Raw genomic sequence first — 26,231 nt, 5'->3', positions numbered from 1 at the left:
ATGAATACGATAGAATCTCAGAATGTTACAGACTATCCAAACAGCAACACTATTTTCATGGTCTGGAAACTTAATGACAGCCCACAACTGAAAGACATTTTTCAGGAATTGTGTGCTTTGGTCTTAAATCTTAATAACTCAGTTTTCAACCGTTTTCCGGACAGCAGAGCAAGCTGCGTAATGGGAATTGGTGCTGATGCATGGAGAAAACTTGAACTTCCGACACCACTGCCAAAGGAGCTAATCAATTTTGAAGAAATAAAAGGAATAAAACACACGGCTGTTTCCACTCCCGGAGATCTTCATTTTCACCTGAGAGCGGATAACAAAAGCCTGATTTTCGATATGGCTGTTGAAATATCAAAACTATTGAGTTCAGTGGCCGAAAGTATTCTGGAAATTCATGGGTTTAAATATTGGGATGCACGTTCCATTCTTGGTTTTGTGGACGGAACTGAAAATCCACATGGAGACGACCGCGATTATTTTGCAAAAATTGGAGATGAAGACCTTCAGTACAAAGGAGGAAGCTATCTTTTTGTTCAGAAATATCTTCATAATATGGATGCCTGGAAAGGATTGTCAACAGAACATCAGGAAAAAGTAATCGGAAGATCAAAAGAAAATGATATTGAAATGTCTGATGATGTAAAACCTTCCAACTCACACATTGCCTTAGCCAATATCGAAGGGGAGAATGGGGAAGAATTGAAAATTGTAAGAGATAATATGCCATTCGGAAATCCTTCCACAAATGAGTTTGGAACTTATTTTATTGCCTATTCAAGTACATTTTCGACAACAAAAAAGATGTTGACCAATATGTTTATAGGTGATCCTTCGGGAAATTATGACAGAATTTTAGATTTCAGCACAGCCGTTACAGGAACGCTTTTCTTTATTCCCACCAGAAATATGCTTGATGAATTCTCAGGATAAAATTGAAAAGGCTGTCTCACTCTGAGGCGGCTTTTTTTATTTGTTGAGTAGTACAAATAAATTTTTTTCAAAAACATTGTAACCTTTTTTTGTTTTGATTGTCTTTAGTATAGAAACAGCATAAGCATGAAACTTTTGTTCGGAAATAAAAAGAATGATTTGTTGAGCCTCCTGAAAAAACAGGATCCGGTTGCACAGAAGATTTTCTATGAACAGAATGTAAAGAGATTTCTGAGTGTAAGCAAAAGCTATGTAAGCGATTTGTATCAGGCGGAAGATTGTCTCATAAAAGCATTCTGTAAAATTTTTAAGCACATAGAAAGCTTCAGAGGAGAGTCGAACCTGGATAGCTGGGCAAGAAGAATTGTCGTGAATGAATGCCTGAATTTTATCAAAAGCCATAAAACAGTATTCTATCTGGATGAGATCAACCAATCCTTTCATGAAGATATCCATGAACCGGAGATTGATTGTGACTTTAATGCGCAAGACCTTTTGGATCAGCTTCCCGATGCCTACAGAATGGTTTTTAACCTGTACGTGCTGGAAGGATATTCTCACCAGGAAATTGCTGATACTTTACAGATTTCAATCACTGTCAGCAAAACTCAGCTGTTCAGAGCGAAAGAAAAATTAAGAAAGATCTACTTTCAACAACAAAAAAAAGTGAAAAATGAAAACGTTTAAAGATAATATTGAATATCAGATCAAAAAGCAGATTGAGGAAAGAGAAATTGCTCCTTCACGTGATCTGTGGTCTGAAATTGAACTTCATAACAGTAATACTCGTCCTAAATCAAAAATAAACTGGTTTTTGGTGGCAGCATGTTTCATGTTATTATTCAGTTTGGGTAGTGTTCTGTTTTTCCTTAATCAACCTTCCGAAGCTCAACCGAAAATGGTAAAGCAAACAGAAAAAAATACTTCAGAAGAAATTATAAAAGATCCGGTTCAGAATAATGCTCCACTGGCTGTTCAGAACAATGATAATAAGGAAGTAAAGATAACAACACCTTCCCAAAATAAAGAAGAAGTGATTTCTGCAGTGGCCATAGGTCAAAATAAGCTTATTACCAGAGAAACCACAGTAAAGAAGCCGGAAATTCCTCAGCTTTCGGATCCTAAACTGATGGCAAAAGCCGATTCTTTAAAAACTCCGGTTAAAAAGAAAAAATATGTAGATCCTTCCACACTGCTTTTTTCAGTAGAGCATAAAGATGTGATTGAAAAAACAAAAGATGGAAGTAATGTAGCTACTACTATTGACTTGAATTCCAGATAATTTACCTGTGAAAATTTAAAAATTAATAATATGATCAAGAAATTAATCGTAATGGGAATGCTGTGCTCTATTTCAGCATCATTACAGGCACAAAAGGCACTGAATATTAATTTGTCTTCTAAAAAAGACACGGAAGTAAGTCCGATTGTAAAAGAGAAAGTAGAAGAATATGCTACCAAGATCAATACTATCATCCAGGAAGAAAAAAAGCTGATGGAAGAAGAACTGGTAGTTTTGCAGGCAAGAAACCTCGATAAAGCAGATTTTGACAGAGAGAAAGCTCAGATTGCAGACCGCTATTCTGAGAAAATGGATAAAAGAATTGAAGAACTTGGATTTGATCTGGATGATGTTATTCAGAAGCAGGTAAGATATTCTCTTTTGAATACAGATGTTACTTCCAAAGAAGAGCTTAAAGAAAAATTATTGAAAAAATTCCGTCCCAGCAGAAGCTTTACAGGATATTTCTCATACGGAATTATGACGCTGACAAACAGTGCTCCCGATAATCTGCTGGATAAAAACATAGGATATGCCAATAACCTTGAATTTGGCCTTAAACTGAACTACCAGCTTAGCAGAACAAGTCCATGGGCCATTACTTCAGGATTAGGATTCTCATGGAGAACGGTAAGAGCGGATAACAATATGATGTTTATAAGAAATGCTAATCAGGGAGTTGCTCTGGCTCAATACAGCGAAAATCTTGAGAAAAGCAAGTTGAGAACTGGATATATAATGGTTCCTCTTGGGGTGCAGTATAATTTTTCCAAGCTTAAAAATGCCGGAATGGATATCCAGTACAGAAGTTATTACACAGGATTTAAAATTGGAGCCAATCTATATGGAGGTGTAAAAATGTCCACCAACAATATTGTAAAAGGAATTGATGGTGAAACCAGAGACCGTGGAAATTATCAGGTAAATCCTTTTGTGTATGGAGCACAGGTTACTTTTTCATATAACAGTTTCAGTGTCTTTGTGAAGAAGGATTTCAGCAATTTCTTCAAAGACAGTTATTTCAAAGATGATAAAGCTCTCATATTCGGATTAGCCATCGGATTAGATTAAATTAAATATATTTTGATTGCAAAACGAAAAACTCCGGGGAAGGCTCCCGGAGTTTTTGCATTGTATCAGTTATAGAATCATTATTTTAAACTTCCTACCATATCTTCTGGTTTTACCCATTCGTCAAACTGCTCAGCAGTTAACAGACCAAGATTGATGGCTTCTTCTTTTAGGGTTGTTCCATTTTTATGGGCAGTTTTAGCAATTTTAGCGGCATTTTCATATCCGATATGAGTATTTAAAGCCGTAACAAGCATTAAAGATTTGTCTACGAGCTCTTTAATTCTCTCATGATTCGGTTCTATGCCTACTGCACAGTGATCATTGAAAGAAATACATGCATCGGCGATCAATTGGGCAGACTGCAGGAAATTGTAAGCCATTATCGGTTTGAAAACATTCAGTTCATAATTTCCCTGAGTTCCTGCAAACGAAATCGTAGTGTCGTTTCCTAAAACCTGTGCACAAACCATAGTCATAGCTTCATTTTGAGTAGGGTTTACCTTTCCAGGCATGATAGAAGATCCAGGTTCATTTTCAGGAATATGAATTTCCCCGATGCCGGAACGTGGTCCTGATGCCAGTAATCTTACATCCTGAGCAATTTTATATAAAGAAACAGCCAGTTGCTTTAATGCTCCGTGAGATTCTACAATCGCATCGTGAGCTGCAAGCGCTTCAAACTTGTTTTCAGCAGTAATGAAGGGGTGTTTCGTAAACTGGGCAATATATTCAGCAACTTTTACATCATAGCCGTTAGGAGTGTTCAATCCTGTTCCTACAGCTGTTCCGCCTAAGGCAAGCTCGGAAAGGTGAGGTAATGTATTTTTTAAAGCTCTCAATCCGAATTCCAGTTGTGCCACATATCCGGAAAATTCCTGTCCCAGAGTAAGCGGTGTTGCATCCATTAAATGGGTTCTCCCGATTTTTACAACATCTTTGAAGGCCTTTGACTTTTCAGCCAGCGTATTTTTTAATTTTTCCACTGCCGGAATCGTTACTTCCACTACTTTTGTGTAAGCCGCAATGTGCATGGCAGTAGGATAGGTATCATTGGATGACTGGGATTTGTTGACGTCATCATTCGGGTGGATTTCAGATTTTTCACCTAAAGTTCCGCCGTTATTGACGTGAGCTCTGTTGGAAATTACTTCATTGACATTCATGTTCGACTGTGTTCCGGAGCCCGTCTGCCAGATCACCAAAGGAAACTGGTCGTTAAGTTTTCCATCCAGAATTTCATCACATACCTTGGCGATCATATCTCTTTTTTCAGCAGGAAGTACTCCCAGATCAGTATTGGTATATGCTGCAGCCTTTTTCAGATAAGCAAAAGCTTCAATAATCTCATGTGGCATTGAACCCTCAGGTCCTATTTTAAAATTGTTTCTGGAACGTTCCGTCTGTGCACCCCAAAGTTTATCTGCAGGTACCTGCACTTCTCCCATGGTGTCTTTTTCTATTCTGTAATTCATATTATTTATTTGATTTTTCTTTTGTTAAAGTGAGATCCTTTATGTCATTCATATTCATTAACACATCATAGCTTATAAAACATGTTGGGCCAACTGATTTTAAATTTAATCTCATGCTGCTATGCAAGACATCAGATAGAGTTAAAGTTCCTGTGGAAAATATGCAATCTTCATAACGTTGTGAAGAAAATTTAGCCTCTTTAATAGAAATAATAAACTCATTTTTTTCATTAGCTGTTACATCAGATTTTAGAATGGTAAACCTTTCATTTTGAAAATTGATAAACGAAAAAGTAATAGAATTGGGGTCTTTTTCCAAAATCTCAAACTTAATGGGGTGGCCCTCAACTTTTCCGGTCCAAGTTCCCGAAAGTTGTATTCTACTTTCGCACTGACCAAAACTGTTACAGTATATTATGAAACAGAAAAAAATGACTAATATAATTTTCATTAAAGTGAATTATGCAAATTTTAAATCTTTTTGCTATTACAATAACTTTCTATAAAGGTACTTATAAACTCAGAAACCGCCAATTTATAATCATTATAAATATCAATTTAAATGACTGATTTTACTCATATTTTTTTAAAGGAGGCGTATTTTTGCACAAACAAAAATTGAATGGACTTTAGATATCAGGATCCGTATCCAATTCAGAAAGATGATACGGTGTATAAGAAGCTTACATCAGATTATGTAAAGGTTGAAAAACTGGGTGACAGAGAAATTTTAAAGATTGACCCGAAAGGATTGGAGTTATTAGCTGAAGAAGCTATGGCAGATGTTTCTTTCATGCTTCGTTCTTCACACCTGGAAAGCCTTAGAAGAATCATTGATGATCCTGAAGCTACAGATAATGACAGATTCGTTGCTTATAACCTTTTACAAAACGCTGCAGTAGCCGTTGAGGGAGCTCTTCCTTCATGCCAGGATACGGGAACAGCTATCGTAATGGGAAAGAAAGGAGAAAATGTATACACAGGAGTAGAGGATGGGGAATACCTGAGCAAAGGAATTTTCAATACCTATCAGAAAAGAAACTTAAGATATTCTCAGGTAGTTCCTTTGACCATGTTTGATGAGAAGAATTCAGGATCTAACCTTCCTGCACAGATTGATATCTATGCTAAAAAAGGAGATTATTATGAGTTTTTATTCTTAACAAAAGGAGGAGGTTCAGCCAATAAAACATTCTTATACCAAAAGACGAAATCTTTATTGAACGAAAAATCTCTTGAAGAGTTCGTTAAAGAAAGAATTTCAGACCTTGGAACAGCTGCATGCCCGCCTTATCACTTAGCATTAGTAATTGGAGGAACTTCAGCAGAAGCTAACCTTGCGGCAGTGAAAAAAGCTTCCGCAAAATATTATGACCATCTTCCAACAGAAGGAAATGAGGCCGGTCAGGCATTCAGAGATCTTGAATGGGAAGCAAAAGTTCAGAAAATCTGCCAGGAAAGTGCTATCGGAGCTCAGTTTGGAGGAAAATACCTTACTCATGATGTAAGAGTAATCAGACTTCCGAGACACGCTGCATCTTGTCCTGTAGGAATGGGGGTTTCCTGTTCTGCGGACAGAAATATCAAAGGAAAAATTACAAAAGAAGGGATCTTCCTTGAGCAATTGGAACAAGACCCAAAAAGATTCTTACCTGATACTCCTCCACACCTGGAAGAAGCAGTTGAAGTTAACCTGAATAAACCAATGCCGGAAATTCTTGCAGAACTATCCAAATATCCAATCAAAACAAGATTGAAACTAAACGGAACATTGATCGTAGCAAGAGATATCGCCCATGCAAAAATCAAAGAAATTATTGACAGCGGGAAACCAATGCCGGAATATTTCAAAAACCACCCAATCTACTATGCAGGACCTGCAAAAACTCCGGAAGGAATGGCTTCAGGAAGTTTCGGGCCTACTACAGCAGGGAGAATGGACGTTTATGTGGATGAATTCCAAAGCCACGGTGGAAGTATGATCATGCTGGCAAAAGGAAACAGAAGTAAAGATGTTACCAATGCTTGTCATAAATACGGAGGTTTCTACCTTGGATCTATCGGAGGACCGGCTGCTATTCTTGCCAAAGACAATATTGTGTCTGTAGATGTAGTAGACTTCCCGGAACTAGGAATGGAAGCGGTAAGAAAAATCGAAGTAAAAGACTTCCCTGCATTCATTATTTCCGATGATAAAGGCAACGATTTCTTTGCAAATCTTGCTCACTAATTAGTTTAAAATGAAAATAAATAATAAAATAGAGCACTGATCTTTTGTGTAAAAAAGAAAAAAGCTTTATTTTTGCCTAAAATCTTTAAGAGAATGATAACGATATTATCAGCATTTTGGCCGTTTTACCAGTTCCTTTGGACTGTATTCTTCATTACTATGTTCCTAGTAGGATTCTGGTGTATTTTTATGTTCTTCGGATTAGTAATCCCAATGTGGCTAACTGAAGGTTTGAAAGAGTATTTCGGAAAAGTAAAGCCTTTCGATCCTGAAGATATCAGAAGAAAACTTATTACTGAGCAGGAAGGTGTAGAGGTTATCTACAGCGAGCCTAAAGGAAACGGACCTTTCCTTCACGATCACGGACATCATCATTAATTGATTGTCATTGCTTTTTCACCTGAATTCTGAAAAAGTAATATCAAAGCAAAACAACATATACAAAACCGCTTAATTCGTTAGGCGGTTTTTCTATTTATTATTCCTGAGGCTTTCCGGAGACACTCCGAATTTCTTTTTAAAAGCCCGTGTAAAGTTCTGAAGATATTCATAACCGCATTCAATAGCGATCTCTTTGATCATAATTTCCTTGTCAGTAATCAGTTTCTTTGCCTTCAGCATTCTGAGTTCCGATATATAATGAGCAATCGTTGTATGATACTGAGCTTTGAATTCCTTTCTGATAATACTCTGATTCATGCCCATATACTTTCCAATCTCTTCCGCTTTTATATTCCTGTGGTAATTTTCATCAATGAATTTTCTGATCATTTCAGGAGTTTTGGGAGTGGATTCCAGGATATTTTTCTCATTGAACTGCTCAAAAATCAATATAAGAAGTTTGATGATCTTGGCTTCTATAAATAACTTCTGCATAATTCCTTTTTTAGTATACCCCAGAATTTCCTTTACGATCATATGCATTTCGACGGTCATGTCAGGTGGTGTTTCTTTATGAAGGAATATGAAATTATTGTGGGTCATGTTTTCCAGAATTTCTGCATTCTCACCATTAAGTTCCGGATTGATGAGGTTGAAAACATATTGATAATTGATCTGAATCTGAAGATATTTCAGAATTTCCTGGTTTTCTGTCCATAGTTCGGCAACACTTTCTTGGGGTGAATAATGAAGGATGTACTGATTTTTCTTAAAAGAAAATTGGGTTCCGCAGTCATGAGCTTCCAAATTGATTTCATCACTCAACAGAAAAAGAAGATTAAAGCTTGCCTTCCCTTCCAGCATATGAGATCTGAAAGTTTGATCAGGGCACAGGTCTTCCTGCATGATAATTTTGATGTCTTCGGATCTGAACAAAAGTCCACTTTTAGATAATTTCCTCATACAACACATTTTTACAGCCATGGTACAACTACTTAAGGTAAAAGACCTTTACAGGATAACCAAAAGTTCGGAAATGATAACTCGGGGTTAATTATGTGAGGTACTTTTGCGCAAAATTAAATTAAATTTAGAATAATTAAAAATAATATTTTATATGTTTAGAGATTTACATTTTGCAATACAGAAAATCAGAACGGGATTATCGTTGCTGACTATTGCGGGAAGCTGCTTGTATGCTCAGCAATGGGAAAATGTTGGAGGCATTCAGGATGTATCTGCAGGAGGAAGTAGTTTTAACAATTTAGTTATTGACAACTCAGGAAATTATTATCTGTCATATTATGATGTTTCCGTAGCCAGAGGTTCTGTTCAGAAATTTAACGGAAATTCATGGTCATATTTAGGAGGAAGTGCGGGAGTTACAACAGGAACCGCAACTTACAATTCACTGTCTATAAGCCCTAATGGAAACAGTCTTTATTATACCAATCAGCTTGGTTATCCAGGCTCAGGAATGGAAGTTCGTCTGTTTACAGGATCCTTATGGTCTCAGCTTCCCAATGTAACCGATAATACAGTTAATTATCAGGCTTCTGCGGTATCCTCTGATAATATTCTCTTTACGTATGGATCTTATGGATCAGGAACTGTGAAAAGATATGCTGCAGGCTCATGGGAACAGGTAGGAAATGCCGGGTTTTCAGGAGGTGCAGAATTTGCAGAAATGGTGATTGGCACCAATGATATGGTATATACATGTAATGTTTCCGGAGGTTTAAAAGTATATCAGAACAGTACTGGCGCAGGTCCTTTACAAAACTGGACTCTGGTAGGAGGTGCAGCAGCAGATGCTTCTTCTTCAGGAGAACAATACAATGCCGATATCGCTTTGGATGGCTCTAATACAATTTATGTAGCCTATGTTTCAAATTCAGGAGGCGGCAGAAAATTGAATGTTAAAAAGTTCGACGGAAACGCTTGGGTTCAGGTTGGAAATGCTAATTTTTCAGACGGAAAAGTTCAGCACGTTGCTTTAGCAGTGACGGAATCCGGAAAGCCGTATGTAGTTGCCAGCCGTTTTGAAAATGACAATTTCCTGAGAAATACGGTTTATAAATTAGATGATTCACAAAACTGGGTTGCTTTTGGAGGTGACTTTGTTTCGGATGGTGAAGCTAAATACAACGATCTTGCTATAGATAAGGCAAACAATTATCTTGTTCTTGCTTATTCTGAAAATACTACAAAAGTGAAAAGAATTTCTCTGACATTAAATCCTCAGACATGCAGCAATACAGACCCCGGAGCCAATGTAGGAGATGTGGGGTGTGTAAGCTTTATGTATCGTGGTCAGCAGGTTGCTTATTCCACGGTAAGAGGTGCTGACGGAAAAATATGGCTTCAGCAGAATCTTGGAAGTACACAAGTTGCATCATCAATAGCAGATGCGAATTCATATGGAGATCTTTTCCAGTGGGGGAGATGGGATGACGGACACCAGCTTAGAAATTCACAGACAGCACAAGCGCCTTCACTTAATACACCGGAAGGAATTGCTGCCGCAGGAGGTGTATATATTGTAGGATCTCCGGCATGGTGGGCAGGTTTTGCAAGTTCAGATACATGGAATGGAATAACAGCTTCGCAGGCTAATGCATCTAGTGGGGTAGATCCTTGTAAAGCTATTGGAGCAGACTGGAAAATGCCTTCCCAGGCAGATTGGACTATTTTAATAGGTGCTGAAAGTATTGGTAACCCGACAACAGCTTACAGCAGCAATCTTAAATTACCGGCAGGTGGATACAGAAGCTCCAGTGATGGTAACTTTACTTTCGTAGGCCAAAGAGGATATTTCTGGAGTTCAGATACATCAAGTTTAGGAGCGAAATATCTGTATATCGGATCAACTATTGCCAATCCATCGGCTGGAGCTATGAGAGGGCAGGGGTCTTCAGTAAGATGTATTAAACCTTCATCTTCTTTAGGTACTTCAGATATCAGGCTAAATAATGCAGTAACAGGAATGTATCCTAATCCGACAAAAGGAATTCTTTCTGTTAAATCAGACTCCGCGATTGATAAAGTAAACGTTGTCAATGCAGTAGGACAAAAAATGAATATACAGTTCTCAGATCATCAGATCAATATGACTGAACTTCCTTCAGGACTATATATCGTGGAATTAAAATTAAAGAACGGACAATCCGTTTCTAAAAAGATTATAAAAGACTAACAGAATTGCAATAAGAAAGATTTTCGTCCAAAAAATAGTTCATTACAATTACTTTTATTGGGAGGCTCATGAAATTTTCATGAGCCTTTTTTTATTTTATTTTTTCCCGGAAAATTGAAATATTTGATGATGAGTGGACAAGAATAATCGTTATGAAGAAAAATTTATACTATATTCGATAAAAAATAAGAAATGAAAAAGCTTTATTCCGTTGTTTTTCTGTTGATTGCAATGGCTGCTTTTGGACAGATCAATTATTCCATCAGCCCAAATCCATTCAACGAGACAGATGCTGTTACCCTTACTGTTCCAGGAGATCAGATTGATGAGTCTGCATGGAGTGTTTCCAATAATGCCATTTATATCTGGACGTGGTCTTTTGATACCAATTATCAGAACAGCCAGGATTGTCCTACCAATGGCAGCTGGAACAATTCCAATGATCTGAATAAGCTGAATTATAATGCTGCTACAGATACTTATTCACTTACTTTCACACCCACTTCTTTTTATGGAAGAACAGGAATCGGAAGGTTTGGGTTTTTATTGAAAGATAAAACAGGGTCCCATCAGACTTCTCCGGACATATTTGTGAATGTGGGTACTTTAAGCTTAAATCTTACCAATCCGCTGGCGAATAGCCTGACTTCAGTACCGGTAGGAAACGCTATCAATATTACAGCTACGACAAATACCAACGCAACGTTTCAGCTAAAAGCAAACGGAACTGTTGTTAACTCAACGACAACCCCTTCACAGGCCTATTCTTATAGTTATACCGTCACTCAGGATGCGAGTATGGAACTTGTGGCAACACAGGGATCCAATTCTAAAGCTGCAACATTCATTGTACAGGTTCCAAGAAATGTTGTTTCAGAAGCCGTTCCAAACTGGATTAAACAAGGAATTAATTATCATCCTACAGATCAGACCAAGGTAGGACTGGCGCTATATGCACCAGGTAAAAGTTTTGTACATGTCATCGGAAGTTTTAATAGCTGGACGGTGAATGACACGTATTTAATGAAAAAAGATACCACAAATCCTGATCTGTACTGGATAGAACTCAATGGAATAACTCCTCAGCAGCTCTATACTTTCCAGTACAGAACAAATGATCTGAGAAAAGTAGCAGACCCTTATTCACCACAGATTTTATCTTCTTATGATGATCCGTGGATTTCAGCTTCAACTTATCCGAATTTACCAGTGTTCCCTGCCGGACAAGGTTTTGAGGTTTCAACATTTAAAACAGGTCAGACCGCTTATAACTGGCAGACAACCAATTTTCAGAGACCGGCGAAAGAAGATCTGGTGGTCTATGAATTATTATTGAGAGATTTTACACAGGAAAAGAACTGGCAGTCATTGATCAATAAAATTTCTTATTTAAAAAATCTAAAGATCAATGCTATAGAATTACTTCCCATCATGGAATTTGATGGAAACCTTTCATGGGGTTACAACACCTCTTTCCATTATGCACTGGACAAAGCCTACGGAACTCCGGAAAAATTCAAAGAATTTGTAGATCTGTGCCACCAGAATGGAATTGCAGTGATTTTGGATGTAGCGTTTAACCATGCAACAGGACGTTCTCCTCTGGTAAGGCTTTGGAACGCAGATCCGGATGGAGACGGTTACGGAGACGTTGCCGCAAACAATCCCTATTTCAATCAGGTTCCGAAACATTCATACAATGTATTCAACGATTTTAATCATACAAGCCTTTCAACGCAATATTACGTTGAAAGATGTCTTCAGCAATGGCTTACAGAATATCATATTGACGGATTCCGCTGGGATTTAACGAAAGGTTTTACCCAAAGCTGTTCTGAAAATGATGAAGCCTGTACCAATGCTTATCAGCAGGACAGGGTTGATATTATGAAACATTATGCCGACAGGCAATGGGCCATTGATCCCAATTCATATATGATCTTTGAACACCTGGGAACGGATGCTGAAGAGCAGCAATGGGCCAACTACAGAGTCGCAGAAGGAAAGGGAGTAATGCTTTGGAATAAACAAACAGATCCTTATAACCAGAATACCATGGGATATAAAGACAACAGTAATTATGACAGAATGAATCATAGTCTTCATGGTTTTACCAATATGCGCGCTGTAGGATATGGAGAAAGTCATGATGAAGAAAGGCTGATGTTTAAAAACCTTGCCTATGGAGCTGTTAATGGAAGTTACGATGTTAAAAATCTTAATACAGCTCTTGAAAGAATGAAAACTTTCGGATCGACTTTCTTTACCATTCCCGGCCCGAAAATGATCTGGCAGTTTGGCGAATTGGGATATGAGTTCAGTATCAACAGATGTGCTGACGGTAGCATCAATAACGGGTGCAGAACCGATGAAAAACCAGTTGCATTCACTTTAAACTACGATACTAACGTCAACAGAAAAGCTGTGTATGATACATGGGCGAAAATAATCACGATCAGAAATAGCCATCAGATTTTTAAAACTAAAACGTACAGTATAGAATCCAATAACCTGACTAATGATCCAAATGGATTGATCACGAGAATTTATCTGTATGATGCGGCTATAACAACCGGAATAAAAAATGTAGTGGTATTAGCCAATTATGATACCTCTGCAAAAAATGTTGTTCCATACTTCCCTTACACAGGGCAATGGCAGAATCTGATGGATGACAGTATCCTGAATGTAGCTTCTACCACGACTCCGATAACTTTACAACCGGGAGAATTCAGAATTTTCGGAAATTATGTAGGTGCTCTGTCAACAACAGATCCAAACGCTGTACATAAATTATCGCTTCAGATTGCGGATAATCCGATACAAAACGGAGTCGCAAAATTAATTTTTAATAAAGCGAAAAACGGAGAAATTTTGATTTTTGATATGACCGGTAAGAAACTGGATTCATTCAAACTGAATAAAGAAAACGGAACTTATGAAGTAAAAATCAATTATCCTGCAGGAACTTATCTGGTTCAGCTGAAATCAGAAACAGGAACTGCCATTCAAAAGATGATTGTTAAGTAAAAAAGAAAGCAGATTTGCAGTACAGCAGATCTGCTTTTTTGTATATTTAAAAAATTAGTCTACTTTTGCAGTAGATTTATCAAGAAAGGTGGAGGGATTTGGCCCAAAGAAACCTTAGCAACCTGCACGATTCCAGAAGTGTAAAGGTGCTAATTCCAACCCTGAGGGGGAGATAAGTGAAGTCAATATTCTTATATGAATTCCATTTCTTGAAGTCTTGTATATCTGCGGAAATATCCGTCAGACTGTTATTATTAATTGGCAAGAACAAAAATGAAAAAATTAAGTACAGCGGTATTATTGCTCGGGGCAATTTTGGTGGCTGCTCAGGAAAACGAGGAAAAAGGAAAACAAATCGAAGATATTATCATCGTTGGAAACCGTAATGTCAAAAGAACAAAACTGGAAACACCGGTTCCTGTAGATGTTATCAATATTGACAAAATCCAAAGGAGTTCTCCGCAAATGACGGCTCAGGATCTTCTGAATTATGTGATCCCATCCTTTAATGCTGTGAGGCAGTCTGCTTCTGATGGTACAGAACATATTGATCCTGTAACTTTAAGAGGAATGGGTTCTGATCAGGTTCTCGTATTGCTGAATGGGAAAAGAAGACATACAACCTCTTTGGTCAACTATCAGAATACCGTGGGAAATGGTTCTGTAGGAACAGATCTGAGCACAATTCCTGTCATTGCTATTGATAGGATAGAAGTGTTAAGAGACGGTGCGGCAGCACAATACGGATCTGACGCCATTGCAGGAGTCATCAATATTATTCTTAAAAAAAATGCAGGAGCTTCAGCAAGCCTTACTTACGGATTGACCGGGAGAAATGATGGGGATACTTATCAGGCGGGAGTCAATTATGGAACTTCATTAGGAAAAAAAGACGGGTATATCAACCTTTCCCTGCAATTAAGCCACAGAGGAAAAACTACAAGAACTCAAAATCACGATCTGGATATTTTCGGAGATAATTTCGCTTATGAATTTGCTGGTGATGCTGAAGCCGTAAAAGCTGCCAGAGCTGCGGATGATGCAGAAATTGCAAAAAGAGGATTAACCCGTGATGATTTTAATTTTCAAATCGGAGATGCCCAGATCAGACAAGGGCAGTTGTTTTTCAATTCAGAATACCCTTTTAACGATAATTTTAAAGTATATTCTTTCGGAGGCTTCAGTATTAAAGAAGGAAAAGGATTTGGTTTCAGAAGACTGCCGAGCGAAAAATCTAATGTAGTTTCATCCATTTATCCGAATGGTTTTCAGGCCGCTCTTGGATCTCAGGTATATGATATTTCCTATGCTGTAGGTGCAAAATATAATGTCAATGACTGGTTATTTGATTTAAGCAATACATTCGGCAGCAATACCTTCAATTATAACGTAAGCAACACCAATAATGCTTCTCTGGGAGCAAAATCGCCAACTCGGTTTTATGCAGGAGCGCATAGTTTCCTTCAGAATACAGTGAATCTTGATGTTTCCAAAAATATAAACCGCTTCAATATCGCTTTCGGGGGTGAATTCAGATTTGAACAATACCAGATCAAAGCAGGGGATGAAGCTTCTTACACCCAATATGACATTAATGGAAACATTGCGACGGAAGGATCAACAGTGCTTGGTGCGGGAGGGTCTCAATCTTTTATCGGATTTTCTCCAAACAATGCTTTGAAAAAAGACAGGCATTCAACGGCTGTATATGTAGATGTTTCGTATGATTTAGATAAAAAATTAAATATTGATGCCGCTGCCAGATTTGAAAATTATTCAGATTTCGGAAATACCTTGAATGGAAAACTTGCCGTCCGATATGAGTTCGTAAAAAATTATGCAGTAAGAGCAGCGGTTGGGACAGGGTTCAGAGCGCCTTCACTTCAGCAGCAGTATTTCAATAATTCGTACGCAGATATTTCTACTTCCGGCTCAAAGATTGTTACTAAAGGAATATTCAGTAATGATAGCGAAGCTGCCAGAATTCTTGGATTTGATAAACTCAAACAGGAAACTTCTATCAACGCGAGTGCTGGATTTACGCTGAAACCTTTAAACAACTTGACGATCGCCATTGATGGATACTGGATTAAAGTGAAAGACAGAATTGTGATTACCAGCAATATTACAGACTCAAGGTTAGATCAGTTTAAGGTAGAAAGCGGAAGATTTTTCGCCAATGCTATTGATACAGAAACAAAAGGAGTAGATGTAGTGGTTTCCTATGACTGGATTCTTGGGAATGGAAAATTAAATATGAATCTTGCCGGAAATTACACAGAAACAAAAATTACAGACTTTCATTTTCCGGAAAATTTAGAAACACCTCAGGATCAGTTTTTTGGTCCCGATCAGATCAATATCATTGAAACATTGTCTCCAAAAACCAAAGCTTCATTAGGGTTAAATTATGGAATCGGGAAATTCAATTTTCTCGTAAGAAATACTTATTTTGGTAAAGTAATAAGAGATGGTTATCCCTTTGGAGGAGTACAGGAATTCTCTCCAAAAATAGTTACAGACATCAGTATTGGGTATGATATCACCAAAAGTATCAACTTTACGGTAGGAGCCAATAATCTGTTTGATGTCTTTCCGGATCGCCAGATTTATGAAAATTCATACTATGGAGTATTCAAATATGCACCGGTTCAGATGGGAACACTGGGGAATTATTTCTTCGGAAGGCTTAATTTTAACTTTTAATCATTAAATGAGTACTACCTCACATCAGATTGGCTGGAAAACGGCCGCCGCCATTGTAGTTTCCAATATGATTGGAACCGGGATTTTTACCACTCTCGGTTTTCAGTTATCTGATATTACCAATACCTACAGTATTTTCCTGTTATGGGCTATCGGAGGAATTCTCGCTTTGTTCGGGGCTTTTTGCTATGCCGAATTAGGTTCACATTTCAAAGGAAACGGAGGCGATTTTATTTACCTTAAAGAAACATATCATCCATTGTTCGGATATCTGATCAGCTGGGTTTCTCTGATTATTGGATTTTCCTCTCCGGTCGCACTGGCAGCACTGGCGATGTCAAAATACCTTTCCGTATTTGATTATACCTTTGGAAATGGTTTTGCGATTGCCGCTATTTTTATCGTAGCGGTGTCATTATCATTCAGCTTAAAAACATCCAGCAGGTTTCATAACTTTTTCACCTTCATTAAAATAGCCTTTATTATTGTTCTGATTATCCTTGGTGTTGGACTTTCAGAATCTCCACAGTTTGGCAACAGTTTGAATTTCAGTGACAGCTGGCAGAATGAGATCATGCTTCCTGCTTTTGCTACCTCACTGGTATTTGTTACCTATTCCTACACAGGCTGGAATTCAGCTTCTTATATTGCAGGAGAAATAAAAGACGTTCAGAAGAACCTTCCCAAATCTTTGATCATTGGAACTGTTTTTGTGACGATAAGCTATATTCTGGTAAATTATATTATGCTGAAACATGCCCCTGTAAGTCAGTTGGCGGGAAAAGAAGATGTGATGGGAGAAGCGGCTGTCAATATGCTAGGTCCTGCTTTCGGAAAGATTGTCAATGTTTTTATTGCTCTGCAGCTGGTTGCTACAATTAGCGGATATTTATGGGTAGGTTCTAGATTGACACAGGCTTTTGCTAAACATACCTACATTTGGAAACCATTATCAGCGGGCAATACAAGAGGAATTCCTGTAAGAGCCATTTTTGCCCATGCAGTCATTGCAACAGTTATTATTCTAACGGGAAGCTTTAAAGAAATTTTTGTCTATACCGCTTTTATTTTACAGCTTTTTGCAAGCCTTGCGATTTCAACTGTTTTCTTCCTTAAGAAAAAAGACAGGAAAATTTTTAAGTCAAATGCATTCCATATTTTTCCGGCTGTTTTTCTATTGTTCAGCATCTATATTCTCTATTTTACATTTATTCATAATCCTAAAGAAAGCCTTATAGGAGTGGGAATTATTGCGGTAGGAATTATTTTATATTGGGTTGACAGGAGACTTTCCAGACAATATCAGAACAAGTCTTAACTGCACAGAAAGACTGATAGGTAAATTTGGAAATCCACCTTTTTACAGTTTTGCTCCCTTTATCCCTAATGCTCAAAAATTTATGATCATCAGTAATTTTAATTTTGAATTAATAATCCTTATCTTTGCACCCACAAAATTTCTACAATGTCTAAATCATTAATTCCAAAATTAGAAGCTATAAAACAAAGATATAATGAGGTTGCAGACCTTATTATACAGCCTGATGTCATTTCAGACCAAAAAAGATATTCTTCTTTGAACAAAGAATATAGTGATTTGGGAAAAATTGTAAGAGTTTACGATCAGTACAAAGGAGCGCTGGATAGTATTGCAGAATCTGAAGAGATCATTGCAGATGGTTCAGACAGAGATCTGGTAGATCTGGCTAAAGAAGAAAAGTTGGAAGCTCAGGCTAAACTTCCGGGATTGGAAGAAGAGCTGAAAGTATTATTGATTCCTAAAGATCCTGCCGATGACAAAAACGTTATCGTAGAATTACGTGCAGGAACAGGTGGTGATGAAGCGGCTATTTTCGTAGAAGATATCTACAGAATGTATACCATGTATTTCAAAACAAAAGGATGGAGACATGAAGTAACAGATTCTAATGAAGCAGCTAAAGGGTACAAAGAACTGATCATGAAAGTGGAAGGAGAAGGTGTTTACGGAATCATGAAATTCGAGTCCGGGGTTCACCGTGTACAGCGTGTACCTGAAACAGAATCTCAGGGAAGAGTACACACTTCTGCCATTACCATTGCTGTTCTTCCGGAAGCTGAAGAAGTAGATTTTGAACTGAATCCTGCTGATATTGAAATGCAGACTTCCCGTTCAGGAGGTGCCGGAGGTCAGAACGTAAACAAGGTTGAAACGAAAGTTCAGCTTACCCACAAACCATCAGGACTTGTTGTAGTTTGCCAACAGGCTCGTTCTCAGTTAGCTAACCGTGAATTGGCTATGGAAATGCTAAGAACAAAATTATACGATATCGAATTGCAGAAAGTACAGGGAGATATTGCTGCACAACGTAAATCTATGGTTTCTACCGGTGACCGTTCTGCAAAAATTAAAACATACAACTACCCTCAGGGAAGAGTTACAGATCATAGAATCAACAAGTCTATGTACAATCTGGACGCTTATATGAACGGAGATATTTCTGAAATGATTGATGCCGTAATCATGGCGGAAAATGCAGAGAAAATGAAGGGAGAAGAAGAAAATTATTAAAATTAAAACAAATAAAAACAAAGCCTCTGATCCTTCAGGGGCTTTGTTTTTGCAAATGACTCAACATAAAAATATCAACTATGAAAAACTACAAAATTATTTTCCTGCTGCTTACCATGATGGGACAGCAACTTATCGCGCAAACTGAGGTGAAGAAGCCTAAAGAAGCCTTTGAATTATTTTTCGGAACTTTTGTAAATAATGACGAAGCCGCATTGAATAAGCTGAATGATTACTTAAAACCCACAGTAGAAGGACAGAATGCTTACCAGGTAGATTTTAAAGAAACTTCAAAAGAAATGATGGATGGCAGCGTAGAGAATTTTCTGTCTGCTTTTCCTAAAGCAACGGCCGCAGCATGTAAAAAAGAGGCGGAGGAGTACTTTACAGCAATGTTCGGAAATTTTAAGACCGGAAAACTAACCGTTAAAAATGTAAAAGTTGTTCCGAATGAATATGTTGAAGGGCAGAAAATTGCAGAAATAAATTATTCTGTAAGCTTTTTGGTTCCTTCAAAATTGACATCCGGGCCAAAAGGTGATCTGAATAAAATAAAAACGGAAGATTTGAAGAAATATCTGATTCAGGCTGTTCAGGACTTCAAAAATGCCGATAAAACAGTTACAACCGATCAGAATTTTAATCTTTATGAACTTAAAGAAGGCGATAAAATATACTATTGGAACGGAAGCCCCGATGAGATTGTTACCAATCTTACTGATTTCTATTTTGAAAGCTTCGGAGCCAATGAATAGTTGAAAAGCTCATTCAAAGAATAAAAGTCCCGATCTATCGGGACTTTTTTGTTATCTATTTAATAGAATTATAAAAGCTCGAGAATTGCAGGATCTGTTAATGGAGAGCCTCCTTGTACAGGACCTATTTTGGCTTCTATCTGCTTTGAAAAATTATTAAGTGCATCTCTATCTAGCATAAAATTGATAAATTCAGTTGGAGAAGTATTTGGATAGGTTTTGTAACTTTTGTACTCTGCTTTATCAGGCATATCATCTCTTACTGACCATTCTCCCCATAATCCCTGCATTTTTTTAGAAAGGATCCATGTCATGTACAGCTTAGCGGCAGCTTTGTGCTTCGTGGTTTTGAAGATGGCTCCCGTTTGTGCCCATGTTAAAAAATGATCTTTCACAGGAAGTACTACCTGGGCTCCTCCGTCTAAAGATTTATCAAAAATACCTGCAGTTCCCATAGTGGCGAGCTTGTTTCCTTTTCTTACTTGAGTAGTTGGTGCTGCGGTTCCTCTTATCCATTGAGGTTTTTGCTGAATAAGTTTATCAATATATTCCCAGCCATATTGATCTACAATTTTCTTATAAAGATATAAGACAGCATCATCGTCATGAGGATAAGTTAATATCAGATTGTTTTTATATTGAGGAGTTAATAAATCTGCATAGGACTGAGGTATATTCGCGACAAGTGATCTGTTGGCGATCATGGCAAATGTTACCATATAGACTGGGGTAAATGCACCATCTGGATCTTTTATATTATTGGGAATCTGCTCTCCCCCGAATGGTTTGAAATTTTCAAGAACACCTTCACTTTTCCAACGATGGAAATCGTGAACAGTCTGTAATTGTACAACATCTGGGACTAATGTATTGCTAGCAAGCTGTTGGTCAACCTCTGCATCTAAAAATTTTGAAAGATCAACTCTTACATTTATTTTAATATCGGGAAAATCTTTCTCCCATTCATTTTTTATCCAATCTAACCGGCCAGGTGCATCTCCACCTCCCCATATTGTTATTTCTTTGTCCACGGTCTTTGCTTCATTATAAAGCCTTTGAATTTCATTCATTTCTGCCTGTTCAGGAGTATTAGTATTATCCTGTTCATTATTGCATGATAGAGCAATAATACTTGTAATAAGAATTACAAAAACTTTTTTTATCATTGTGTTTTTTTGGTTGGTTAATAAAAATTTGATTTCATAAAAAAAAACAAATATAGAATTTTAAATGTAACAATATTTATTACATTTAAAAAAAGATGAAATTTAACATTATTTTAATATAGATTACAAGGAAATAAGGTCTGTTTTTTTGTTTAATATACTTTACGTATTTTTGAGAAAAACCGATCAATATGAATTTTAAACCTATATTGTTAACAGCTGGAGTTTTATTTTCAGCATCTTTTTATTCTCAGAAAATGAATTATCCTAAAGCGTTAAAAGGAAGCCAGACAGATACCTATTTCGGAACTGCTGTTTCTGATCCTTTCAGAGATCTGGAAAACGATTCTGAACCTACAAAAAAATGGGTAGATGAAGAAGTAGCTTACAGTCAGAATTACCTTTCTAAAATTCCGTTCAGGGATAAAATTAAAAATCAGCTAAAGGAAATCTGGAATTATGAAAAAATTTCAGCTCCTTTTAAAGAAGGAGATTATACTTATTATTATAAAAACGATGGTTTGCAGGCGCAGTCTGTTTTGTACAGAACAAACAACAAGACCAATACCACAGAAGTATTTTTAGATCCTAATAAATTCTCGGAAAAGGGAACAACTTCACTTTCCAATCTTTCATTCAATAAAAAAGGAAACCTTGCAGCTTACTCTATTTCTGAAGGAGGAAGTGACTGGAACAAGATTATCATCATTGATGCTGTTACCAAAAAACAGATTGATGAGACTTTACTGGATGTGAAATTCAGCGGGATTTCATGGCAGGGAGACGAAGGATTCTATTATTCAAGCTACGATAAACCGAAAGAAGGAACAGTGCTTTCCGGTATGACCGACAAGCATAAAGTATACTTTCATAAATTAGGTACAAAACAGTCTGAAGATAAATTGATCTTCGGAGGAGATAAAACACCAAGAAGATATTTAGGAGCCGGAGTTTCTGAAGACCAGAGATACCTGATCATCTCTGCTGCTAACGCTACAAATGGTAATGAATTATATATCAAAGACCTTCAGAAAGGAGGAGATTTTGTACAGATTGTAAACGGATTTGATATCAATGCCAGTATTGTAGATACACAAGGTGATGACCTTTTCATTTTCACAGATAAGGATGCTCCGAATATGCGTCTTGTAAAAACTACGATAAGCAATCCGGCACCGGCAACATGGAAGGATGTAATCCCACAAACTGAAAACGTATTGGGAATTTCTTCAGGTGGAGGATATTTCTTTGCAACCTATATGATTGATGCCATAGATCAGGTAAAACAATTTGATAAAACAGGAAAACTGGTTAGAGAGATTACACTGCCTGGTAAAGGGAATATTTCAGGATTTGGAGGAAAAGAAAAAGAGAAAGATGTTTACTTTTCTTTCAGCAATTATATTACACCGGGAACCACTTATAAATTTAATGTAGACTCAGGGAAATCTGAAGTGTATCAAAAACCTAAAGTGAAGTTTAACCCGGATGATTATGTTTCAGAACAGGTATTCTATACTTCAAAAGACGGGACAAAAGTTCCTATGATGATCAATTATAAGAAAGGAACTAAACTTAACGGTAAAAACCCTACGATCCTATATTCTTACGGAGGTTTTAACATCAGCTTACAGCCTTCGTTCTCTGTAGTCAATGCGATCTGGATGGAAAATGGTGGTATTTATGCCGTTCCAAACATCCGTGGAGGAGGTGAATATGGTAAAAAATGGCACGACGCAGGAACAAAACAACAGAAGAAAAATGTTTTTGAAGACTTTATCGCTGCCGGGGAATATCTTCAAAGCAAAGGATATACTTCAAAAGAATACATGGCCCTTTCAGGAAGATCAAATGGAGGATTATTGGTCGGTGCAACAATGACGATGAGACCGGATCTTGCCAAAGTAGCATTCCCGGGAGTAGGAGTGTTGGATATGTTGAGATATAACAAATTTACAGCAGGAGCAGGCTGGTCTTATGATTATGGTACGGCAGAAGACAGTAAGGAAATGTTTGAATATCTTAAATCATATTCTCCAGTACACAATGTAAAAGCAGGAACTTGCTATCCATCAACAATGATCATCACCAGTGATCATGATGACAGGGTTGTTCCGGCGCACTCATTCAAATTTGGAGCAGAACTTCAGGAAAAGCAGGCATGTAAAAATCCTATTCTTTTGAGAATTGAAAAGAACGCAGGTCACGGAGCCGGAAGATCAACAGATCAGGTCATCAGTGAAAATGCAGATCTTATATCATTTGCTTTATTTGAGATGGGAATAAAGAAATAACTCTAAAAAAGAATAATATTTAAAAAAACAGTCAATTTTATTTAAAATTGACTGTTTTTTTTATGCGGTTGTGTTTATAATTCTTATTTTTATGCCGGATATTTAAAGTTTATTAATTCTAAATTAATTAAGTAATTATGAAAAAAAGAATTTTACTGGTTTGTGCATTGGCTGCTGGGCTGTCCAGCTTTAATGCACAGAGGTGGGAACCGGCCTCACAAAGGACATCACAAATCAGAAAAGAAGTAGAAGTTCAGTATTCTTACAGATTTGATTTGCAGTCGCTTAGAAACATTCTAAAAGATGCTGTAGAAACAGGGAAAGGAGCTCAGGCTGTTATTGTATCTCTTCCTACTGCAGAAGGAAAGATTGAAAAGTTTGCGGTATATAGTGATCCTGTTATGGAAAAATCTATGGCTGACAGATACCAATTGGGATCTTATATAGGAGTAGGAGTTGATGATCCAGGCAAATATGTAAGATTCAGTACTGCACCTACTGAAATGCAGTCAATGATTATAAAAGACGGAAAATTCCAGTTTATAGAGCCTATTACTACAGATAAGCAGGTGTATGGAGTTTTTTACAAAACGAAAAGAACAGATGCTGACCACGGCTTTGAATGTTCTACAGAAGAAAAAAGCTTAAAAGATATCAAGTCTTTAGAAGCTTTCGGGAAAAAGAATCTTTCTAATGTAGGAATTACAAACAGACCGGCAAGTACAAAATACAGAACGTATAGATTAGCACTTTCAACAACAGGAGAGTATACAAAGAAATTTGATCCGTCTGGAGGAATAACCAATACGGTTACCCAGATGAATGCTACGATGACCCGTGTAAACGGTATTTTCCAGAAAGATTTTGCCATCAAGCTTATTATTCAGGATCTTCAGAATATTATCTATACTGACCCTGCAACCGATCCTTATACAGGAAATTTAAACCTACAACTTCAGCAAACTTTAACAAGCGCGGTAGGAAATGCTAATTACGATATGGGGCATGTTTTCAATGCTTCCGGAGGTAACGGAAACGCTGGATCTATCGGATCTACATGTGTTGATCCTGCAACATCTACTTCATTGGCAAAAGGATCTGCATTTACACAGAATACAAACCCGGTAGGGGATTCTTTTGATATTGACTATGTTGCTCATGAAATGGGGCATCAGCTGGGAGGTAACCATACATTCTCACATGTTTCAGAAGGTTCAGGAGTAAATATCGAGCCTGGAGGAGGAACTACTATTATGGGATATGCCGGAATTACAGGAGATAATGTTCAGGATTTTACTGATGCTTATTTCCATTATTCTTCCGTTAATCAGATTCTTAACAGCTTAGACAGCAAGCCTGGCTGTGGAACATCAGAAAATATTACAACAAATACTGCTCCGGTAATTTCAGCTCTTCCTGCTTACAGTATTCCAAAAGGAACAGCATATTATCTTGATGCTTCAGCTACAGATACTGATCCTATTAAATATACATGGGAACAGTATGATAGTGTTGATTCTTACAACTCAATCTCAGGAGACAGCGGTTGGGGGTATAGTGCTCAAGGTGCTTTAACAAGATCTTATTTTGGTACAGCAAGTGGAAGAAGATACTTTCCAAGTCTTCCTGTAGTAATGGGAGGAGCTTTAACTGATAAAACGAAATGGGAAACTGTTTCTTATATTCCAAGAGTACTTAAATATGCAGTAACTGTTAGAGATGAGAATGCTGCTAAACCAATGTTGGTATCTGCTGAAACTACAGTAACTGTTACCAATGACGGGCCTTTCAAATTTAGTGGTCTTATTGATAATACTACGTTATATAACAATGCAGCCAATACAATTTCATGGGATGTAGCTAATACCAATGCTGCGCCTTATAATGCGGCTAATGTAAAAATTGAATATACCACAGATCTTGTTAACGGATCAACATGGACAGAACTTGTAGCTTCTACTCCTAACACAGGAAGTTATACAGCTCAAATGCCTTCAGGTTTAACAGGTCCTGTTAAATTGAGAATTTCTGCCATTGGAAATGTATTCTACGCTGTATCTCCTAAGATTATAGTTGGAACTGCTCCTACTTCAACTACAGACGCTCCAACAGGGGTAGGTTCAATAGCTGCAGGGATTTTGAAAACATCTGCTACTATCGGATGGAATAGTGTACCAGGAGCAACATATGCTATTAAATATAGAAAACTGGGAGAGACTAACTGGACAAATACTACAAGCGCTACTAATTTTGTATCGTTAAGCTCCCTTGAAGATGAGACTAATTATGAAGTTCAGGTGGCTGCAGTAGTGAATACAGTTCCTGGAACATTCTCTTCTACTTATGCATTCAAAACAAAAGGCTTAAGAACTGGTTCAGACTATTGTTTAATGACAACAGGTGGAAATAGCTTTGCAAGCTTTAGCTTTAACAGTGGTTTAGCTCAATTAAACTTAGCGAACTTAGCATATTCTCAATTAACCTATAAAACTATTTTCAGTACTTATCAGGATTTTACTGAAGATGTAACTAAACAAGTTAATTTAACCAAAGGAACGCAATATACATTGTCTTATTTCAATGTTGGTAACACAGCAGGTTATAACGACAAAATGGAAGTTTGGATTGACTTTAACAGAAACGGAGTTTTTGAAGCTTCAGAGAAAATAGGTACTAAAACAACTGTTCCTCCAGCCAATGGACAATATACAGGAACTATGGTATTCACTGTACCAGCTACAGCATATGCAGGAGATAAACTCCTAAGAATGAGAGTGGCAAATACTTTCTTTAATGCAGCTACAGGACCATGTGGCAGCCCATCAGTTCCGGTACAGGGAGGTGGTGTTATTTCACAAGGTTCGTTCAAAGATTTCTCTGTAAAAATTACAGAAACTCTTGCGGTAAATGAAACAAAAGACGTTAAATCAACTGAAATTTCAATTTATCCGAACCCTGCAGATACTTTCGTAGAAGTGAAAAATCTTAAAGGTAAGGCAGATTACAAAATCTACACTGCTGACGGAAGATTAGCTCAGGAAGGTCAGATTGATGGACAAAGAATTAATGTTGCTTCATTAATCAAAGGTATGTATGTGATCACGATAAAAGATGACAAAAACACTTACAATACGAAGCTTATCAAAAAATAAGCA

Annotated in this window: 18 protein-coding genes and 1 riboswitch; of the genes, 14 read left to right on the top strand and 4 right to left on the bottom strand. The window is 37.3% G+C overall.

The genetic code is table 11. The annotated features are described in order from the left end of the window. From ACLMCG_RS18580 to ACLMCG_RS18565, 4 genes are all read left to right on the top strand, one after another. The gene (locus ACLMCG_RS18580; RefSeq protein WP_413960738.1) at positions 1 to 939 is read left to right on the top strand and encodes a Dyp-type peroxidase; all 939 of its coding nucleotides are present in this window, start codon (positions 1 to 3) and stop codon (positions 937 to 939) included. Between the two features lie 126 nt (positions 940 to 1,065). Continuing rightward, positions 1,066 to 1,626: an RNA polymerase sigma factor gene (locus ACLMCG_RS18575; protein WP_413960737.1), complete on the top strand. Its 561-nt coding sequence runs from the start codon at positions 1,066 to 1,068 to the stop codon at positions 1,624 to 1,626. Further along, positions 1,613 to 2,221, top strand: a complete 609-nt coding sequence (locus ACLMCG_RS18570; RefSeq protein ID WP_413960736.1) for a hypothetical protein — start codon at positions 1,613 to 1,615, stop codon at positions 2,219 to 2,221. Before ACLMCG_RS18575 ends, ACLMCG_RS18570 begins: the two co-directional genes overlap by 14 nt. 30 nt (positions 2,222 to 2,251) lie before the next feature. Continuing rightward, positions 2,252 to 3,292, top strand: coding sequence for an outer membrane beta-barrel protein (locus ACLMCG_RS18565; RefSeq protein ID WP_413960735.1), 1,041 nt, complete (start codon positions 2,252 to 2,254; stop codon positions 3,290 to 3,292). Between the two features lie 80 nt (positions 3,293 to 3,372). Here ACLMCG_RS18565 and fumC read toward each other — a convergent pair whose 3' ends face one another. Beyond that, positions 3,373 to 4,767: a class II fumarate hydratase gene (gene fumC, locus ACLMCG_RS18560; protein ID WP_413960734.1), complete on the bottom strand. Its 1,395-nt coding sequence runs from the start codon at positions 4,765 to 4,767 to the stop codon at positions 3,373 to 3,375. 1 nt (position 4,768) lies between these two features. Further along, the gene (locus ACLMCG_RS18555) at positions 4,769 to 5,218 is read right to left on the bottom strand and encodes a hypothetical protein (RefSeq protein ID WP_413960733.1); all 450 of its coding nucleotides are present in this window, start codon (positions 5,216 to 5,218) and stop codon (positions 4,769 to 4,771) included. A 171-nt stretch (positions 5,219 to 5,389) separates the two neighbouring features. On the opposite strand from ACLMCG_RS18555, the gene ACLMCG_RS18550 reads away from it, so the two are divergent. Beyond that, the gene (locus ACLMCG_RS18550) at positions 5,390 to 6,997 is read left to right on the top strand and encodes a fumarate hydratase (RefSeq protein WP_413960732.1); all 1,608 of its coding nucleotides are present in this window, start codon (positions 5,390 to 5,392) and stop codon (positions 6,995 to 6,997) included. A 93-nt stretch (positions 6,998 to 7,090) separates the two neighbouring features. Next, complete coding sequence (locus ACLMCG_RS18545; protein ID WP_223601331.1) at positions 7,091 to 7,375, top strand: hypothetical protein; 285 nt, start codon at positions 7,091 to 7,093, stop codon at positions 7,373 to 7,375. Positions 7,376 to 7,468: 93 nt separating this feature from the next. On the opposite strand, the gene ACLMCG_RS18540 is transcribed toward ACLMCG_RS18545, so the two are convergent. Then, positions 7,469 to 8,341 carry a helix-turn-helix transcriptional regulator gene (locus ACLMCG_RS18540; RefSeq protein ID WP_413960731.1) on the bottom strand — a complete coding sequence of 291 codons (873 nt, stop codon included), beginning with the start codon at positions 8,339 to 8,341 and terminating at the stop codon, positions 7,469 to 7,471. A gap of 154 nt (positions 8,342 to 8,495) precedes the next feature. Between ACLMCG_RS18540 and ACLMCG_RS18535 the strand changes: the two genes are divergently transcribed. From ACLMCG_RS18535 to ACLMCG_RS18510, 6 genes are all read left to right on the top strand, one after another. Continuing rightward, complete coding sequence (locus tag ACLMCG_RS18535; RefSeq protein ID WP_413960730.1) at positions 8,496 to 10,574, top strand: T9SS type A sorting domain-containing protein; 2,079 nt, start codon at positions 8,496 to 8,498, stop codon at positions 10,572 to 10,574. Positions 10,575 to 10,766: 192 nt separating this feature from the next. Further along, positions 10,767 to 13,604, top strand: a complete 2,838-nt coding sequence (locus ACLMCG_RS18530) for an alpha-amylase family glycosyl hydrolase (protein ID WP_413960729.1) — start codon at positions 10,767 to 10,769, stop codon at positions 13,602 to 13,604. Between the two features lie 73 nt (positions 13,605 to 13,677). Continuing rightward, positions 13,678 to 13,783: riboswitch (SAM riboswitch) on the top strand. A 94-nt stretch (positions 13,784 to 13,877) separates the two neighbouring features. Then, positions 13,878 to 16,310, top strand: a complete 2,433-nt coding sequence (locus ACLMCG_RS18525) for a TonB-dependent receptor plug domain-containing protein (protein WP_413960728.1) — start codon at positions 13,878 to 13,880, stop codon at positions 16,308 to 16,310. Positions 16,311 to 16,317: 7 nt separating this feature from the next. Then, positions 16,318 to 17,628, top strand: a complete 1,311-nt coding sequence (locus ACLMCG_RS18520; protein ID WP_413960727.1) for an APC family permease — start codon at positions 16,318 to 16,320, stop codon at positions 17,626 to 17,628. A 147-nt stretch (positions 17,629 to 17,775) separates the two neighbouring features. Continuing rightward, entirely contained in the window at positions 17,776 to 18,861 is a 1,086-nt protein-coding gene (gene prfA, locus ACLMCG_RS18515; RefSeq protein WP_047424606.1) for a peptide chain release factor 1, read from the top strand. Between the two features lie 80 nt (positions 18,862 to 18,941). Beyond that, a complete protein-coding gene (locus ACLMCG_RS18510) occupies positions 18,942 to 19,616 on the top strand; it encodes a hypothetical protein (protein ID WP_413960726.1) in 675 nt (224 codons plus the stop codon). A gap of 68 nt (positions 19,617 to 19,684) precedes the next feature. Here the strand turns inward: ACLMCG_RS18510 and ACLMCG_RS18505 are convergent, their stop codons facing one another. Continuing rightward, the gene (locus ACLMCG_RS18505; protein ID WP_413960725.1) at positions 19,685 to 20,782 is read right to left on the bottom strand and encodes an ABC transporter substrate-binding protein; all 1,098 of its coding nucleotides are present in this window, start codon (positions 20,780 to 20,782) and stop codon (positions 19,685 to 19,687) included. Between the two features lie 191 nt (positions 20,783 to 20,973). Between ACLMCG_RS18505 and ACLMCG_RS18500 the strand changes: the two genes are divergently transcribed. Together ACLMCG_RS18500 and ACLMCG_RS18495 are read left to right on the top strand one after the other, a co-directional pair. Next, the gene (locus ACLMCG_RS18500) at positions 20,974 to 23,076 is read left to right on the top strand and encodes a prolyl oligopeptidase family serine peptidase (protein ID WP_374200565.1); all 2,103 of its coding nucleotides are present in this window, start codon (positions 20,974 to 20,976) and stop codon (positions 23,074 to 23,076) included. Between the two features lie 137 nt (positions 23,077 to 23,213). Beyond that, positions 23,214 to 26,228, top strand: a complete 3,015-nt coding sequence (locus tag ACLMCG_RS18495) for a reprolysin-like metallopeptidase (RefSeq protein WP_413960724.1) — start codon at positions 23,214 to 23,216, stop codon at positions 26,226 to 26,228. Positions 26,229 to 26,231 lie beyond the last annotated feature (3 nt).

Source organism: Chryseobacterium sp. S90, assembly GCF_047444895.1.
Classification (GTDB): domain Bacteria; phylum Bacteroidota; class Bacteroidia; order Flavobacteriales; family Weeksellaceae; genus Chryseobacterium.
Note: the sequence above shows the minus strand (reverse complement) of the source record. Positions and strands in the feature narration are given on the sequence as shown.